Here is a 14,385-nt window from a genome sequence, read left to right as displayed (position 1 = left end):
CAATTAGTTGAAATTAAAGCAGTAAAATGTCGAAGGGAGGCCAGTCGATGCCATATGACGCACCGCGAGGCGCGCCGGGGTCGCCGTAAAGACAGTACCAGCCAAAATGAAACATTGTTTTCAAAAATGAGCGTTGCGAACAGATTCGCCCGTCGCCGGTGCGGCGAGACCGCCGGTGATGCCGTCTCGCCGCACACGTTTTTAGATCCCGGCGGTTTCCCGAATGTAGCGCCGCGCTTTAACGGCGTATTCAAAGGGGTTTGCGAGCGCCGGGTCCTGCTCGGCTTCCACCACCATCCAGCCCCGATAGCCATACTCATCCAGCAGCCGGAAGACCGGACGAAAATCGATGGCGCCGTCGCCAGGCACGGTAAAGGTGCCCTTTCTGACGCCCGCGAGGAACGACAGCCCGTCGCGCTTCACCTCATCAATCACCGTCGGACGCACATCTTTCAGGTGAACGTGGTTAATACGCGGCAGATGCTTTTCAAGAATAGCGAGCATCGCCGCTTCGCTGCCTTCGGAATACCAGGCGTGTCCGGTGTCATACAGCAGATAAACCGAGTCATCCACTCGTGACATAAAGGTGTCTATCTCCTGCGCGGTCTGAATACCGGTGCCCATATGATGGTGCAGACAGACCTGCATGCCCTTTTCGGCGGCGAGCCGGCCGAGCGTGTTGTAGCCCTCCGCCACGCGCGCCCACTCCCCCTCGCTAAAACACGGTTTATCCGGCCCCATGACCGGCAGCGTGGTGCACTGAATGCTGCCGCTCTGCTCAGAGCAGCCAATCACTTTCGCCCCCATCGCATGCAGGAAGTTCATGTGATTGACAAAATCGTCGAGCGTTTTCTCGCGCTCGCCCGCCGCAAAAAAGGTGCTAAACCAGGCGTTACAGATTTCCATACCGCGGATCTCAAGCATCGGCTTGAGCAGGGCCGGATCGCGCGGGTATTTGCTGCCCACTTCGCTGCCGGTGAAGCCCGCCAGCGCCATTTCGCTGACCGTCTGCTGGAAGGTATTTTCAGCCCCCAGTTCCGGCATGTCGTCGTTGGTCCAGCCTATCGGGGCGATGGCCAGCTTCACATGTTGCTTATTCATAATGCGCCTCTCAGGTCGCGACCGGCTGCGCCTTAACGGCCCAGCAGTTCGCGCTCAATCAGTTCACGGGTTTCCACCGCCTGGTATTTCATTTTCTCCGGGTAACCGAAGAGCGACGCGGCGACAATCGGCTCGCCGCCCACCTTAAAGCTCTGGCGGGCGAACCCCATATCACGCAGCGTGCTGAACAGCGCCTGAAAATCCACCTCGCCCTCGCCCACGCCCACATGCTGATGGACCGCGGCGTCGACGCCCGGCGGGTTGACGATGTAGCGGCAATGGCGGGTGTGGTTCATGGTGTCGGCAATCAGGACATGCGAGAGATCGTCCCCGGCATAGCGCAGCATTTTCTCCACCTCCCCTTTGCCTTTGTCATAAAAGAAGGTATGCGGCACGCTGTAGACATACTTCACGTTGTCGCTGCGAAACGACTTCACGATATCCACGGTTTCGTTATTTTCTTCGCAGAAATCCCACGGGTGCGCCTGGATCTCCACACGAAGCCCTTCGCGCTCGAAAATGGGCAGCAACTCTTCCATGGAGCGGTAGAACATCTCTTCGCAAATTTCAGGCTGGTTCGGGTCGCCGGAAAGCTCGGTGTTAATCACCTGCACATCCATCTCGATAGCGATTTCGATTAGCCGCTTCCAGTTTTTCACTGCCGCCTGGCGGCGCAGCTCATCCGGGCCAGACCAGCGGTAGACGCAAATAAATGACGAAAGCTCAACGCCGGTGTCGCGCAGCGCCTTTTTATACTCGGCGATAATCTCGCGGCCCGCTTTCGGGTGCTTATAAAACGGATTGATTTGCGGGTGCGGCGACTGCTCGATGTATTTATAACCCCACTCCGCGACCTGCTGGACCATGCGGGTTATCCCGAGGTCTTTAATGACGTCCACGTCAAATGCGATTTTCATATAACCCTCGTCGGATTCGTGGTCAGGCTGCGGCTTAGCGCAGGTAAAACGCCGGGCGTTCCGGCAGACGGATGGTTTCCAGCGCACCGCTCTCCTGCGCCTTCAGGCATGCATCCGCCGCAACAGACGCCGCAAAGCCATCCCAGGCGGACGGGCCGCGCAACTCCCCGGCTTTCACGTCATTGATAAACGCCTGTAGCTCAACGTCATACGCTTTAATAAAGCGGTCTTTCCAGTCGGTCAGAATAGTGGTGGCAAGCTTCGCCGCTTTACGCATCTGCACCGATGACGGCTCCGGCAGGCGAGCGATACCGCTTTCACCGACCACTTCGCACTGGATGTCGTAGCCGTAACGGCAGTTAACAAAAATCTCAACGTCGATAAGCGTCCCTTTCCGGGTTTCCAGCATGACGATTTGCGGGTCTTTAAGCTTCGCGTGGGTGTGTGACGTGGCGCGCGGGAAACGCACCTGCACCGAGGCGTAATCGTCGTTCAACAGCCAGCGCAGCACATCGAGTTCATGGATAAGCGTGCTGGTGATGGCCATATCGGTGGTGTAGTTGTCGCCCACTTCCGGGTTGCGGTGCGCGCAGTGCAGCATCAGCGGTGCGCCAATCTCGCCGCTGTCGATAACGCTCTTGAGCGCCTGGTAGCCTTCATCATAAGGACGCATAAAGCCCACCTGTACCAGACGGCGGCCCGCTTTCATTTCTGCCTCTACAATCCGGCGGCAGCCGTCCGCGGTCATGGCGAGCGGTTTTTCACAAAAGACCGGTTTGCCGGCTTCAATCGCCGCGAGCGTAAACCCTTCGTGCGTCGGATCCCAGGAGGTGACAATCAGCGCGTCTACGTCCTGGGCGTTAATCACATCGTTGCCGTCGGCGTAAACTTCCGCCTGCAGGCCAAGCGCCTTAACGGTCTCGCGCGCATTTTCCAGATTGATGTCCGAGACCGCGACGACGGTCGCGCCCTGCAGCACCTGAGTGCAGCGACGGATATGTTCTTTGCCAATGGCGCCTGCGCCAATTACGCCTAATCTGAGCGACATAAGGTTATCTCCGGAATAATCAGGGTTGAGGTAAGTTGTCTTTTTTTGGGTAACAGGGTTCAGTAATCCCGCGCCTGGGCGCGTTTTTCATTAATCTGCTGCGCGACACGCTGGATACGTTCAGAGAGCGCCTGCTGCGCCACGCCGACGTTCCACCAGCTGCCATATTTGTGCACCATGGTTTTGGGCAGCACTTTGATATCAATGAGTGTGCTTACGGTCTCGCGCTGCGCCGCCGCCAGCGCGTGCCGGAGTTGTTCAAGCGTGGTGACGCGCCACGTCTTGCAGCCGTAGCCTGCCGCAATCGCCGCGAAATCCACCGGCACCAGTCCGCCGCTCAAGTGGCCATTTTCCGGCGAGCGGAAGCGGAATTCGGTGCCGAAGCTGTCCATGCCGTGTTCCATTTGCAAATTATTGATACAGCCGTTCGCCATGTTGTCGAACAGCAGCACGTTAACCTTCGCGCCCTCCTGCAAAGAGGTCACCAGTTCGGAATGGAGCATCATGAACGCGCCATCACCCACCATCGCGTAGACCTCGCGCTGCGGTTCGGCGAGCTTCACGCCGAGCGCCGCGTTCACTTCATACCCCATGCAGGAATAGCCGTACTCGACGTGATAAGCATTGGGCGCACGGGTGCGCCAGACGCGTTGCAGATCGCCCGGCAGGCTGCCCGCCGCCGCGACAATCACCGCCGATTCAGGCAGCGTCTCGTTAAGCAGGCCGAGCACGCTGCTCTGGGTCAGCGTCGAGTCGGTCAGCTGGCGAAACTCCCGATAGACCGACTCGCGATCGAGATGGTCGTCTATTTCCGGAACGAAGGCCGTTTCTGAAAAGGTGGCCTGCCAGACGCGGTGCGTCTCTTTCAGCTGGCGGCTCTGTACGGCGGCTATCTGCTCGCCCCAGCCTGCCTGCCATGCGGTATCGCCAAGGGCCGTGTGAAGCGCCGTCAGCGCCTCACGGGCGTCGGCCAGCAGCGCAATACCGTCAAGTTTCCAGGCATCGAAGTTACTGACGTTAATGTTGAGAAAACGCACGTCCGGATGCTGAAAAATCCATTTTGAGGCGGTCGTGAAATCGGTGAAACGCGTGCCGACGCCAATCACCAGATCCGCCTCTTTGGCGAGCAGATTCGCTGCAAGACAGCCGGTTTCGCCAACGCCACCGACGTTATACGGGTGTGAGGAGATGAGCGTGCCTTTTCCGGCCTGGGTTTCCGCAAACGGGATCTGGTAGCGTTCGGCGAACTTTGCGAGCGCGTCGCCTGCGCCTGAATATTTCACCCCACCGCCGCAGACAATCAGCGGTTTGCGGCTCGCCAGAATCGCATTCACCGCGTCGTTTAGCTGCGCGGCGCTTGCCGGGCGACGGTCGAGGCGATGCACGCGACGGGCGAAAAATGCCTGCGGGTAATCCCACGCCTCGCCCTGAACATCCTGCGGCAGCGCCAGCGTCACCGCGCCGGTTTCCGCCGGGTCGGTCAGGACGCGCATCGCGTTAATGCAGGCGCTCATCAGTTGTTCCGGGCGCGTGATGCGATCCCAGTATTTGCTGACGGCCCGGAAGGCATCGTTGGTGCTGATGCTCAGGTCATAACTCTGTTCAATCTGCTGTAATACCGGGTCGGGCTGGCGGGTGGCGAAAACATCGCCTGGCAGTAGCAGGAGTGGAATACGGTTGGCGGTGGCCGTCGCGGCGGCAGTTATCATATTGGCAGCGCCAGGGCCTACCGACGAGGTGCAGGCGAGGATCTGACGGCGCAGGGATTGTCTTGCGAAACCGGTCGCCGCGTGGGCCATGCCCTGCTCGTTGCGCCCCTGATACAGACGCAGCTCGCCGCTGTCCTGCTCCAGCGCCTGGCCCAGCCCCAGCACGTTACCGTGGCCGAAAATGGCGAAAATGCCTTTTACGAATTTGACGGTTTCGCCATCCACTTCCAGGTATTGGTTATCAAGAAACTTCACCAGCGCCTGCGCCATTGTCAGTCTCTGTTTGCCCATTTTCGCCTTCCTTTTTATGCCAGTGTCATGCAGGCTCGCTTTAGGCTGTGTAAAAGCGAACTGCCTGCCGGAATCTGTCTGGATTATAGGCAAACATATTTTCCATAAAACCAAAATACAGATGAAATGTTTCATTTTGAGAGAAAGATCAAACTCTGTTTCGCCATGCGTGTTTTTCTGTGGCGGGGATCGCGAAATGCCGCAAACCGAAACGGCAACGCCACGCGTATAACCCCGTAAAGGCTATGCGTTTCTCGTTATCAGGTATGTTGGCGTCACGGGCGGCGCGCAGGCATAACGACTCTGGCCTGACGCCGCGCAGAGTGGAATAGCCCTCACATTTCTGGATTTTTAGTTTCAAAGTAATTTGTAAATGAAATATTTATTTCTCATACTACGTTCAACCGTTAACCCTCAGGCTGCTTGCGGGCGCGCCGCCGGCTCTCCGGCCCTCTCGTGAAGCAGGCATGCAAAAGGAAACCGTAGCTATGAATGCAGCAGTTAAGCGGCTCGATGTCATTTGTATTGGTCGGGTTGCCGTGGATCTCTACGCGCAGCAGATCGGCGCCCGGCTTGAAGATGTGACAAGCTTTGCCAAATATCTCGGCGGCTCATCCGGGAACGTCGCCTTCGGCACCGCGATCCAGGGGCTGAAATCAGCGATGCTGGCCCGCGTGGGGGATGAACATAACGGACGCTTCCTGCGTGAAACGCTCAGCCGCGCGGGCGTCAATACCGACTATCTCATTACTGATAAACAGCGACTGACGGCGCTGGTGATGCTCGGCATTAAAGATCAGGAGACGTTCCCGCTGATTTTTTATCGCGACAACTGCGCCGACATGGCGCTGACGCCGCAGGATATCAACGAGGATTACATCGCCTGCGCCCGCGCACTGGCGGTGACCGGCACGCACCTCTCGCACCCGGACACCCGCGCGGCGGTGCTAAAAGCGCTGGAGTACGCGCGCCGTCACGGGCTGCGCACGGCGCTGGATATCGACTACCGCCCGGTTCTGTGGGGGCTGACTTCACCAGGCGATGGCGAAACACGTTATGTCGAGTCAGAGCCCGTGACGCGCCAGCTTCAGGAAGTGCTGCACCTGTTTGATCTCGTCGTCGGCACCGAAGAGGAGTTTCATATCGCAGGCGGCAGCACCGACACGCTGACGGCGCTGAAAAACGTGCGCCACGCCACCCAGGCGACGCTGGTCTGCAAACGCGGGCCGATGGGCTGCGTGGTGCTGGAAGGCGCAGTGCCGGACAGCTGGGACACTATCCCGCTCTATCAGGGCGTGCGCGTCGATGTGCTGAACGTGCTGGGCGCGGGCGATGCGTTCATGTCCGGGCTGCTACGCGGCTGGCTGAATGATGAAGGCTGGGAACAGGCCTGCCGCTACGCCAACGCCTGCGGCGCGCTGGTGGTGTCGCGCCACGGCTGCGCGCCGGCGATGCCGACCCGTGCTGAACTTGATGACTATCTGGCGCGTGCCGATGCGGTGCCGCGCCCGGATCTCGACGATCGCTTAAACCATCTGCATCGCGTGACCGCCCGCCGTCAGGCCTGGCCGGAACTGTGCATCTTCGCCTTCGACCACCGTAAACAGCTCGCCGATCTGGCCCGCGATACCGGCTGCGACGACGCGCGTATCCCGGCCCTCAAACAGCTGCTGTTACAGGCGGCGATGGCCGCCTCGCAAGAGGCGGGGCTTGAAGGGCGCAGCGGCATTCTGGCGGACAGCACCTACGGTCAGCGCGCTCTGAACGCCATTACCGGCCAGGGCTGGTGGATTGGCCGCCCGATTGAACTGCCAGGTTCCCGCCCGCTGCGCCTTGAACATGGCGATATCGGCTCACAGCTGGTGAGCTGGCCTGCCGAACATGTCGTGAAATGCCTGGTGTTCTACCATCCGCACGATCCACAGGCGCTTCGCGACGCGCAGGACGCGCTGCTGCTGGAGGTGTGGCGCGCCTGTAATCAGTCGGGCCATGAGCTGCTACTGGAAGTTATCCTGCCGGAGAACGGGCCGGATAAAGATCCAGCGCACTATCACGCCATGCTGGCGCATTTCTACCAGCTCGGCATCAAACCGGACTGGTGGAAACTGCCGCCGCTGGCAAGCGAACAGTGGCAGGCTATTAGCGGGCTGATTGAGCGCGAAGATCCTGACTGCCGCGGCATCCTGCTGCTGGGTCTCGATGCGCCGCAGGAGCAGTTGCGTGAAGGGTTCGCGGAGGCGGCGACACACCCTGTCATTAAAGGCTTCGCGGTCGGACGAACGATTTTCGGCCATCCGTCGCGCCGCTGGATGCAGGGCGAGCTGAGCGATGACGCACTCATCCGCGAGGTGAAAAACAATTACCTTACCCTTATCGGCTTCTGGCGCGAGGCCCGCCGTTAATCTTCACGCGGAGCGGCCCTGCCGCTCCGCGCCTTCCTGCTTCGTGAAATGAATCGCGTATTTCATCCGGGAAAATGAAAAATTCGCTTCATTTGATACACTGACACAAGCTTTCCTTCTTTTTCCCCTTTTTCAGGCACGATACATGGCAAATAACCCGACCCAGCTCTCCATCCTTCAGGATGAAATTCGTCGCCGGTATGACGAGCTCAGCAAACGACTAAAACAGGTGGCGCGCTACATTCTCGATAACAGCAATAGCGTGGCGTTTGATACCGTTGCCTCTATCGCCCAGCAGGCGGACGTGCCGCCGTCAACGCTTATCCGTTTCGCCAATGCCTTTGGTTTCAGCGGCTTTAATGAAATGAAACAGATGTTCAGACAGCATCTGATGGAAGAGACCGCCAACTATACCGAACGCGCGCGTCTGTTCCGCCAGACGGCGAGCGAAGAGACCAGCGCGCCGGAAACGCCAGGCGAAATCCTCAGCATGTTTACGATGGTTAACACCCAGGCGCTCCAGCAGCTGGCGATGCAGATGGCGCCGGAAGAGCTGGAAAAAGCCGTTAACCTGCTGGCCGGGGCGGAAAATATTTACGTCATTGGCCTGCGCCGTTCGTTCAGCGTCGCCTCTTACCTCACCTACGCGCTGCGCCACCTCGACCGCAAAGCGTTTCTGATTGACGGGCTGGGCGGCATGTTTACCGAGCAACTAAGCCTCGTGGGGCCAAAAGATGTGGTGGTGGCGGTCAGTTTCTCGCCGTATTCCCGCGAAGTGGTGGAACTGGTAGAGCTGGGTGCCCAGCGCAAAGCACGCCAGATTGCGATTACCGACAGCCAGGTCAGCCCGCTCGCCGCCTTCAGCGACGTCTGTTTTGTGGTGCGCGAAGCCCAGGTCGATGGGTTCCGTTCACAGGTAGCCTCGCTCTGTCTCGCCCAGACGCTGGCCGTGTCGCTTGCGCTCAATAACAGCAAATCCGCGCAGCAGCAGACGGCCTGACGTTTTAGTTTGAAGCCTCATAAAAAACGGCCCCTCAGGGCCGTTTTTGTTTTTCATACTGTCATCGATGTGGATAGTCGTCGCTGTTAATCCAGGCGTGGTCTTCCTCCCAGGTAAACAGCCATTTGCGCTCTGGCCCTGCCATCACGTTCAGGTAATAGCTGTCATAACCTGCCACTGCCGCCACCGGATGATAGCCGCGCGGCACCATCACCACGTCGTGATTGTAAGGCGCCATGCAGGCGTCCAGGCTGCGGTCGTCGGTGTAGACGCGCTGAAACGCGAACCCCTGCGGCGGGTCGAAGCGGTGATAGTAGGTCTCTTCAAGCTGCGTCTCTTTGCCCGGCACCGGGGTGTCGTGCTTGTGCGCCGGCCACGAACTGGTCGCGCCCTCCTCGGTATAAACTTCCACCACCAGCAGGCAATCCGCCTCGCCGGTGTCCGGCAGAATGTTATGCACCAGACGCTGATTACGCCCTTTTCCACGGTGCTCGACCCCGACATCCTCAGGGGCGATGACCCGCGCAACCCGCCCGCTTTTGCCCGGCGCGCTGCACACAGCCAGCTCCAGATCTGAATCGGCGGTTACTTCAATGCGCTCCTGCACCGGGGCATAGACCGACCACGGCGGCGTGCGTTCAAACGGCGACATCCGCCCGCCGAGACCCGAAAAATCCGCCGTCTGGGTTTTCACCGAGGCGAGCCCTGCCACCAGCACCAGGCAAAGCTCCCGGTCGCCGCTTTCAAGCGTTAACGTCTCGCCCTGTTTCAACATCCAGACATCAAAGCCGATATAGCGCCAGCCGGCGCGCTCCGGCGTGATGTGCTGAAGATGGCGCGCGTCGCGCTGCGCCTTTGCAAGTAATGACATGGCTCCTCCTGGAAATATTAACCCAGCGTCGGCATGCTGAATTCAGAGACGGTCTGTTGCCCCTGCGGCCAGCGCACCGTGGCGGTTTTCATGCGAGTGTAGAAACGTACGCCGTCCGGCCCGTGGACATTGAGCGCGCCGAAGACCGAGCGTTTCCAGCCGCCGAAGCTGTGGAAGGCCATCGGTACCGGCACCGGCACATTGACGCCCACCATACCCGCCTGCACGTCATGCACGAATTCGCGCGCCGTGTGGCCGTTGCTGGTAAAAATCGCGCTGCCGTTGCCGAACTCATGGCTGTTAATCAGCGCCAGCGCGCTGTCGTAATCGGGCGCTCGCACAATGCCGAGCACCGGTCCGAAGATCTCTTCACGCCAGATAACCATCTCCGGGGTCACGTTATCAAACAGCGTGCCGCCGACGTAATAGCCCGCTTCATACCCCGGCAGGCGGAAACGGCGACCATCGACCACCAGCTTCGCGCCTTCATTGACGCCTTTCTCAATATAGCCCAGCACTTTTTTCTGGTGAGCATCTGAGACGACCGGCCCCATTTCGTTTTCTTCAGGCCCGCGCATACAGCCTGGCCCTACTTTCAGCGCCTCCACCAGCGGCGTCAGGCGCGCGATAAGTTTATCCGCCGTTTCATCGCCCACCGCGACGACGACCGGCAGCGCCATGCAGCGCTCGCCCGCCGAGCCAAACGCACCGCCCATGATGGCGTTGACCGTCGCATCAAGGTCGGCATCCGGCATCACGATGGCGTGGTTTTTCGCCGCGCCAAACGCCTGTACACGTTTACCGTACGCGCTGGCGGTTTTGTAGATATGCTCCGCCACGCCCGATGAACCAACGAAACTGACCGCCGCGATACGCGGATCGGTGTAAAGCTGCTCCGCATCTTCATTGCTGCAATGCACGACGTTAAACACGCCGTCCGGCAACCCGGCCTCTTTCAGCAGCTCCGCCATGCGCACCGCGGCAGTCGGCGCCAGCGCGGGCGGCTTGAGCACAAAACTGTTGCCGCAGGCAAGCGCTATCGGGAACATCCACATCGGCACCATCGCCGGGAAGTTAAACGGGGTGATCCCGGCAACCATGCCGAGCGGCTGCATCAGCGAGTAGCTATCAACGCGCGTGCCGACATCCGAGGAGTACTCACCTTTAATAAGGTGCGGAATGCCGCAGGCGAACTCCACCACTTCCATTCCGCGGGTCAGTTCGCCCATCGCATCCGACCATACCTTGCCGTGTTCACTGACGATAATCGCCGCCAGTTCTTCAGCGTGTTGTTCCAGCAGCATTTTGAAATGAAACAGCACTCTGGCGCGGCGCAGCGGCGTGGTGTTTGACCAGCTGGCGAACGCCTCATGCGCGACCTGAATCGCCCCCGCGACCTCCTGCGCCGTGGATTGCGTCAGTTCGCGCACCGGTTTACCCGTGGCAGGATCAAAGATAGGTACCGTCTGGTTGCTGCTGCTGTGACAGATTTTCCCGCCGATAAAGTTTCCTGTGATATTCATGCTTAGCCTCGTCGTCTGGAGGGGGTCAATGCCGGAGCCGCGGCGGCTCGCGGTGAAAACATCTGCCTTTATCCTGGTCAAATGAAATGAATATTTCAATAAAACATACAAATGAAATTTAATTTTGGTGACTCTGGTCGCATTTTCATCTTCTCCGCCCGCAAGGCTCGTTCCACACCCTGGCTTTACCCTCTGAAATACGGCGGATTACTGGCCCATTTACTTGCTCAGCTGCCACGGCTCCACTATTTTTTGCGAAGTCGATCAAAGAAGCAGATTTTCAAACATTGCCAATTATGAAATAAATGTTTTGATTAAAGGCAGGCTGACTATTTCATTCTGTTGCTTTCAGGAGAGTAAGATGACCGTTGCACTGCACCGCTTCTGTGTGAATCGCAAAATCGCCCCCGCGCTGGATATCCCGTCTTTTTTTAAACTGGTGAAACGCCTGGGGCTGAATAAAGTGGAACTGCGTAATGATATGCCGAGCGGGAGCGTCACCGACGATCTGAGCGCGGCGCAGGTGCGCGAGCTGGCGGCGCGTGACGGGATTGAGATTGTGACCATCAATGCCGTCTACCCGTTTAACCAGCGCACGCCCGCCGTACAAGAGCTGACGGAGTCGCTGCTAAAAGAGGCGCAGGCTGTGGGCGCGGCGGGGCTGGTGCTCTGCCCGCTTAACGACGGTCGCCATATTGACCCAGCACAAACCCTGGCGGCTTTACAGGATCTCGCCCCGCGGTTTACACGCTATGGCATTCAGGGGCTGGTCGAGCCGCTCGGTTTTCCGCAAAGCTCGCTGCGTTCGGCCGCACAGGCGCAGACGCTAATCCGCGACGCCAGCGTGCCCTTTAAGCTTCTCATCGACACCTTCCATCACGCGCTCTACCCACAGGCGGCGCAGGAGTTTTCACAGGTGGAGGTTTCCATGATTGGGCTGGTGCATCTCTCCGGCGTGGAAGATACGCGTCCGTTTGACGCGCTGACGGACGATGAGCGCATTATGCTGACGCCAGGCGATCGCCTGAAATCGGTCGAGCAGGTCAAAGCGCTTGAGGCGCGCGGCTATCAGGGCATTTACGCTTTTGAGCCGTTCTCCTCCGATCTCGCCACCTGGAGCGAGGCTGACATTGAACGAGAGATAATGAACAGCATTGAACTCGTGCGCCAGCACGCCGCCTGAGGCGACGTCGCGTCCGTAAACCGGCGATAAAATCACCTGTTGTCGGACGCGGTTTCAGGTATGATGCGAGGCCAGACCCCGCGGCCCCAGGCGTCGGCGGGGTTGTCCTTTATTCAGAACCGAGCGCGTCAATGAGAGTCACCCGGGCTAACACCATTGAATCCATTATCTTTTGCCTGCTGTTTATTTTCTTCTTTTTGAATATTCCGCATGCGCTATTCGCCCTGCTGCACGCAAGCGAGTTGCGCGACGTAGCCGCTGTGGTGAACGTGGTGCCTTACCTGGATGACTTTAACGCCTATTTTATTGAGCTCGCGGTAGCGTCGGTTATCTGTTCGCTGATAACGACCGTGGCGGGCAAATGCCTGTGGATGCACTGGCGCGAATGGAACCGCGAAGAATAACGCAAGAAAATCCCGCTGACGCATCGCGCCAGCGGGGAGCCGACCTCACATCAGATAGAGGTGCGGCGGTAGCTGCGATACTCCGGCAGCCAGAAGTTGTCTTCAATCGCCTGCAACAGCGCCTCAGCAGACGTTTTCACCGCTACGCCCTGCTGCTGCGCCATTTTACCGACCGCAAACGCAATATCCTTCGAAACCTTCTGAATATCAGTCAGCGGCGGCAGCACCAGCCCGCTGCCGGTATTCACCAGCGGTGAATGGGCAGCCAGCGCTTCACTTGCCGCCATCATCATCTCATCCGTCACGCGCAGCGCCCCGGACGAAATAATCCCAAGCCCGATGCCCGGGAAGATATAGGCGTTATTGCACTGGGCGATAGGGTACGTTTTCTCTTTGATGGTTACCGGCTGGAACGGGCTGCCCGTTGCAACCAGCGCCGCGCCGTCAGTCCAGTTCAGGATATCGTGCGGCGTAGCTTCAACGCGCGACGTTGGGTTAGAAAGCGGCATAACGATAGGACGCGCGCAATGCTTGTGCATCTCGCGGATGATCTCTTCGCTGAAAAGCCCCGTCTGGCCAGAGACGCCAATCAGGATATCCGGCTTGACGTTACGCACCACATCCAGCAGCGACAGCGAATCGCTTTGCGTGTCCCAGCTCTGGAGGCTGTCGCGTTTTTGCACCAGCTTCGCCTGGAAGGAGAGCAGGTTCGGCATGTTGTCTGTCAGCAGGCCGAAGCGGTCAACCATGTAAACTCGGGCACGCGCCTGCTCATCGCTTAAGCCGCCTTCGGTGCGCATCCAGGCAATGATCTGCTCGGCGATACCGCAACCGGCGGAGCCTGCGCCCAGGAAGACGATTTTCTGCTCGCTAAGCTGGCTGCCTGCTGCGCGGCTTGCGGCAATCAGCGTGCCGAGCGTGACCGCCGCGGTGCCCTGAATGTCATCGTTAAAGCAGCAGATCTCATCGCGGTAGCGCTCAAGCAGCGGCATCGCATTCTTCTGCGCGAAATCTTCAAATTGCAGCAGCACGTTCGGCCAGCGCTGTTTCACCGCCTGGATAAAATCATCCACAAACGCGTAATACTCGTCGTCGGTGATGCGCGGGTGACGCCAGCCCATGTAGAGCGGGTCGTTCAGCAGTTGCTGATTATTTGTCCCGGCATCCAGCACGATAGGCAGCGTATAGGCCGGGCTGATGCCGCCGCAGGCGGTATAGAGCGACAGCTTGCCGATAGGAATGCCCATGCCGCCGATGCCCTGGTCGCCGAGGCCGAGAATGCGTTCACCGTCGGTCACCACGATCACTTTAATGTTATGGATGGGCACGTTTTGCAGGATGTCATCCATGTTATGGCGGTTCGGCCAGGAGATAAACACCCCGCGGGCGCGGCGGTAGATTTCAGAAAAACGTTCGCAGGCGGAGCCCACCGTCGGGGTGTAAATGATGGGCATCATTACATCGAGATGGTTTTCCAGCAGGCGGTAAAACAGGGTTTCGTTGGTATCCTGGATGTTGCGCAGATAAATGTGCTTATCAATATCCGTTTTGAAATCTTCAAACTGCCGCCATGCGCGTTCCGCCTGCTCTTCAATGGTTTCCACCACTTCCGGCAAAAGCCCCAGCAGGTTGAAATTGCTGCGCTCCTCCATGCTAAAGGCGCTGCCTTTGTTCAGCAGCGGAAACTCCAGGAGAACAGGGCCTGCGTAGGGAATGTAAAGCGAACGGTTTTTTTTGTGTTTGATTTCCATCTGTCTCACTCTTTTTTGCGCGGCAGAAGCCTCACCATTGGCTTTCTGGAGGCCGCGTCGGAACGGGCGGATTACCATAGCGGCACATAGTGTATAAGAAAGCGGCCCGCCGCTCTTCCATAAATGGACAGATTTCTGACATCAATGTCATGCAATTTATTCATTGAAGGGAGTTTCGGGGGAGC

At 58.6% G+C, this 14,385-nt stretch carries 11 protein-coding genes; 4 read left to right on the top strand and 7 right to left on the bottom strand.

The window, feature by feature from the left end; genetic code table 11:
- Window positions 1–201: 201 nt before the first annotated feature.
- The 4 genes from iolE to iolD are packed head-to-tail and all read right to left on the bottom strand — an operon-like array spanning window position 202 to window position 5,066.
- Entirely contained in the window at window positions 202–1,101 is a 900-nt protein-coding gene (gene iolE / locus AFK62_RS04575; protein WP_007680146.1) for a myo-inosose-2 dehydratase, read from the bottom strand.
- A 32-nt stretch (window positions 1,102–1,133) separates the two neighbouring features.
- Window positions 1,134–2,018 (bottom strand): sugar phosphate isomerase/epimerase family protein, encoded by an 885-nt coding sequence (locus AFK62_RS04570; RefSeq protein ID WP_007680155.1) that lies wholly within the window; start codon window positions 2,016–2,018, stop codon window positions 1,134–1,136.
- 34 nt (window positions 2,019–2,052) lie between these two features.
- Window positions 2,053–3,066, bottom strand: coding sequence for a Gfo/Idh/MocA family protein (locus AFK62_RS04565; protein ID WP_007680159.1), 1,014 nt, complete (start codon window positions 3,064–3,066; stop codon window positions 2,053–2,055).
- Between the two features lie 59 nt (window positions 3,067–3,125).
- Window positions 3,126–5,066: a 3D-(3,5/4)-trihydroxycyclohexane-1,2-dione acylhydrolase (decyclizing) gene (gene iolD / locus AFK62_RS04560; protein ID WP_007680161.1), complete on the bottom strand. Its 1,941-nt coding sequence runs from the start codon at window positions 5,064–5,066 to the stop codon at window positions 3,126–3,128.
- Between the two features lie 488 nt (window positions 5,067–5,554).
- Between iolD and AFK62_RS04555 the strand changes: the two genes are divergently transcribed.
- Together AFK62_RS04555 and AFK62_RS04550 are read left to right on the top strand one after the other, a co-directional pair.
- Window positions 5,555–7,468: a bifunctional 5-dehydro-2-deoxygluconokinase/5-dehydro-2-deoxyphosphogluconate aldolase gene (locus AFK62_RS04555; RefSeq protein ID WP_053531736.1), complete on the top strand. Its 1,914-nt coding sequence runs from the start codon at window positions 5,555–5,557 to the stop codon at window positions 7,466–7,468.
- Window positions 7,469–7,613: 145 nt separating this feature from the next.
- A complete protein-coding gene (locus AFK62_RS04550) occupies window positions 7,614–8,468 on the top strand; it encodes a MurR/RpiR family transcriptional regulator (RefSeq protein ID WP_007680167.1) in 855 nt (284 codons plus the stop codon).
- A 61-nt stretch (window positions 8,469–8,529) separates the two neighbouring features.
- Here the strand turns inward: AFK62_RS04550 and iolB are convergent, their stop codons facing one another.
- Window positions 8,530–9,339: a 5-deoxy-glucuronate isomerase gene (iolB, locus tag AFK62_RS04545; RefSeq protein WP_007680175.1), complete on the bottom strand. Its 810-nt coding sequence runs from the start codon at window positions 9,337–9,339 to the stop codon at window positions 8,530–8,532.
- A 17-nt stretch (window positions 9,340–9,356) separates the two neighbouring features.
- Window positions 9,357–10,862 (bottom strand): CoA-acylating methylmalonate-semialdehyde dehydrogenase, encoded by a 1,506-nt coding sequence (locus AFK62_RS04540; protein WP_007680178.1) that lies wholly within the window; start codon window positions 10,860–10,862, stop codon window positions 9,357–9,359.
- Window positions 10,863–11,223: 361 nt separating this feature from the next.
- On the opposite strand from AFK62_RS04540, the gene AFK62_RS04535 reads away from it, so the two are divergent.
- The gene (locus AFK62_RS04535; RefSeq protein ID WP_007680179.1) at window positions 11,224–12,045 is read left to right on the top strand and encodes a TIM barrel protein; all 822 of its coding nucleotides are present in this window, start codon (window positions 11,224–11,226) and stop codon (window positions 12,043–12,045) included.
- Between the two features lie 131 nt (window positions 12,046–12,176).
- A complete protein-coding gene (locus AFK62_RS04530) occupies window positions 12,177–12,449 on the top strand; it encodes a hypothetical protein (RefSeq protein WP_007680180.1) in 273 nt (90 codons plus the stop codon).
- Between the two features lie 50 nt (window positions 12,450–12,499).
- Here the strand turns inward: AFK62_RS04530 and AFK62_RS04525 are convergent, their stop codons facing one another.
- Complete coding sequence (locus AFK62_RS04525; protein ID WP_007680181.1) at window positions 12,500–14,200, bottom strand: NAD-dependent malic enzyme; 1,701 nt, start codon at window positions 14,198–14,200, stop codon at window positions 12,500–12,502.
- Between the last annotated feature and the right edge of the window lie 185 nt (window positions 14,201–14,385).

This window comes from Cronobacter condimenti 1330 (genome assembly GCF_001277255.1).
In the GTDB taxonomy this organism is placed as follows: domain Bacteria; phylum Pseudomonadota; class Gammaproteobacteria; order Enterobacterales; family Enterobacteriaceae; genus Cronobacter; species Cronobacter condimenti.
Note: the sequence above shows the minus strand (reverse complement) of the source record. Positions and strands in the feature narration are given on the sequence as shown.

Coding starts and splice junctions, on each gene's coding strand:
- iolE (WP_007680146.1), bottom strand. CDS start 1,101: ATGAATAAGCAACATGTGAAGCTGGCCATCGCCCCGATAGGCTGGACC.
- AFK62_RS04570 (WP_007680155.1), bottom strand. CDS start 2,018: ATGAAAATCGCATTTGACGTGGACGTCATTAAAGACCTCGGGATAACC.
- AFK62_RS04565 (WP_007680159.1), bottom strand. CDS start 3,066: ATGTCGCTCAGATTAGGCGTAATTGGCGCAGGCGCCATTGGCAAAGAA.
- iolD (WP_007680161.1), bottom strand. CDS start 5,066: ATGGGCAAACAGAGACTGACAATGGCGCAGGCGCTGGTGAAGTTTCTT.
- AFK62_RS04555 (WP_053531736.1), top strand. CDS start 5,555: ATGAATGCAGCAGTTAAGCGGCTCGATGTCATTTGTATTGGTCGGGTT.
- AFK62_RS04550 (WP_007680167.1), top strand. CDS start 7,614: ATGGCAAATAACCCGACCCAGCTCTCCATCCTTCAGGATGAAATTCGT.
- iolB (WP_007680175.1), bottom strand. CDS start 9,339: ATGTCATTACTTGCAAAGGCGCAGCGCGACGCGCGCCATCTTCAGCAC.
- AFK62_RS04540 (WP_007680178.1), bottom strand. CDS start 10,862: ATGAATATCACAGGAAACTTTATCGGCGGGAAAATCTGTCACAGCAGC.
- AFK62_RS04535 (WP_007680179.1), top strand. CDS start 11,224: ATGACCGTTGCACTGCACCGCTTCTGTGTGAATCGCAAAATCGCCCCC.
- AFK62_RS04530 (WP_007680180.1), top strand. CDS start 12,177: ATGAGAGTCACCCGGGCTAACACCATTGAATCCATTATCTTTTGCCTG.
- AFK62_RS04525 (WP_007680181.1), bottom strand. CDS start 14,200: ATGGAAATCAAACACAAAAAAAACCGTTCGCTTTACATTCCCTACGCA.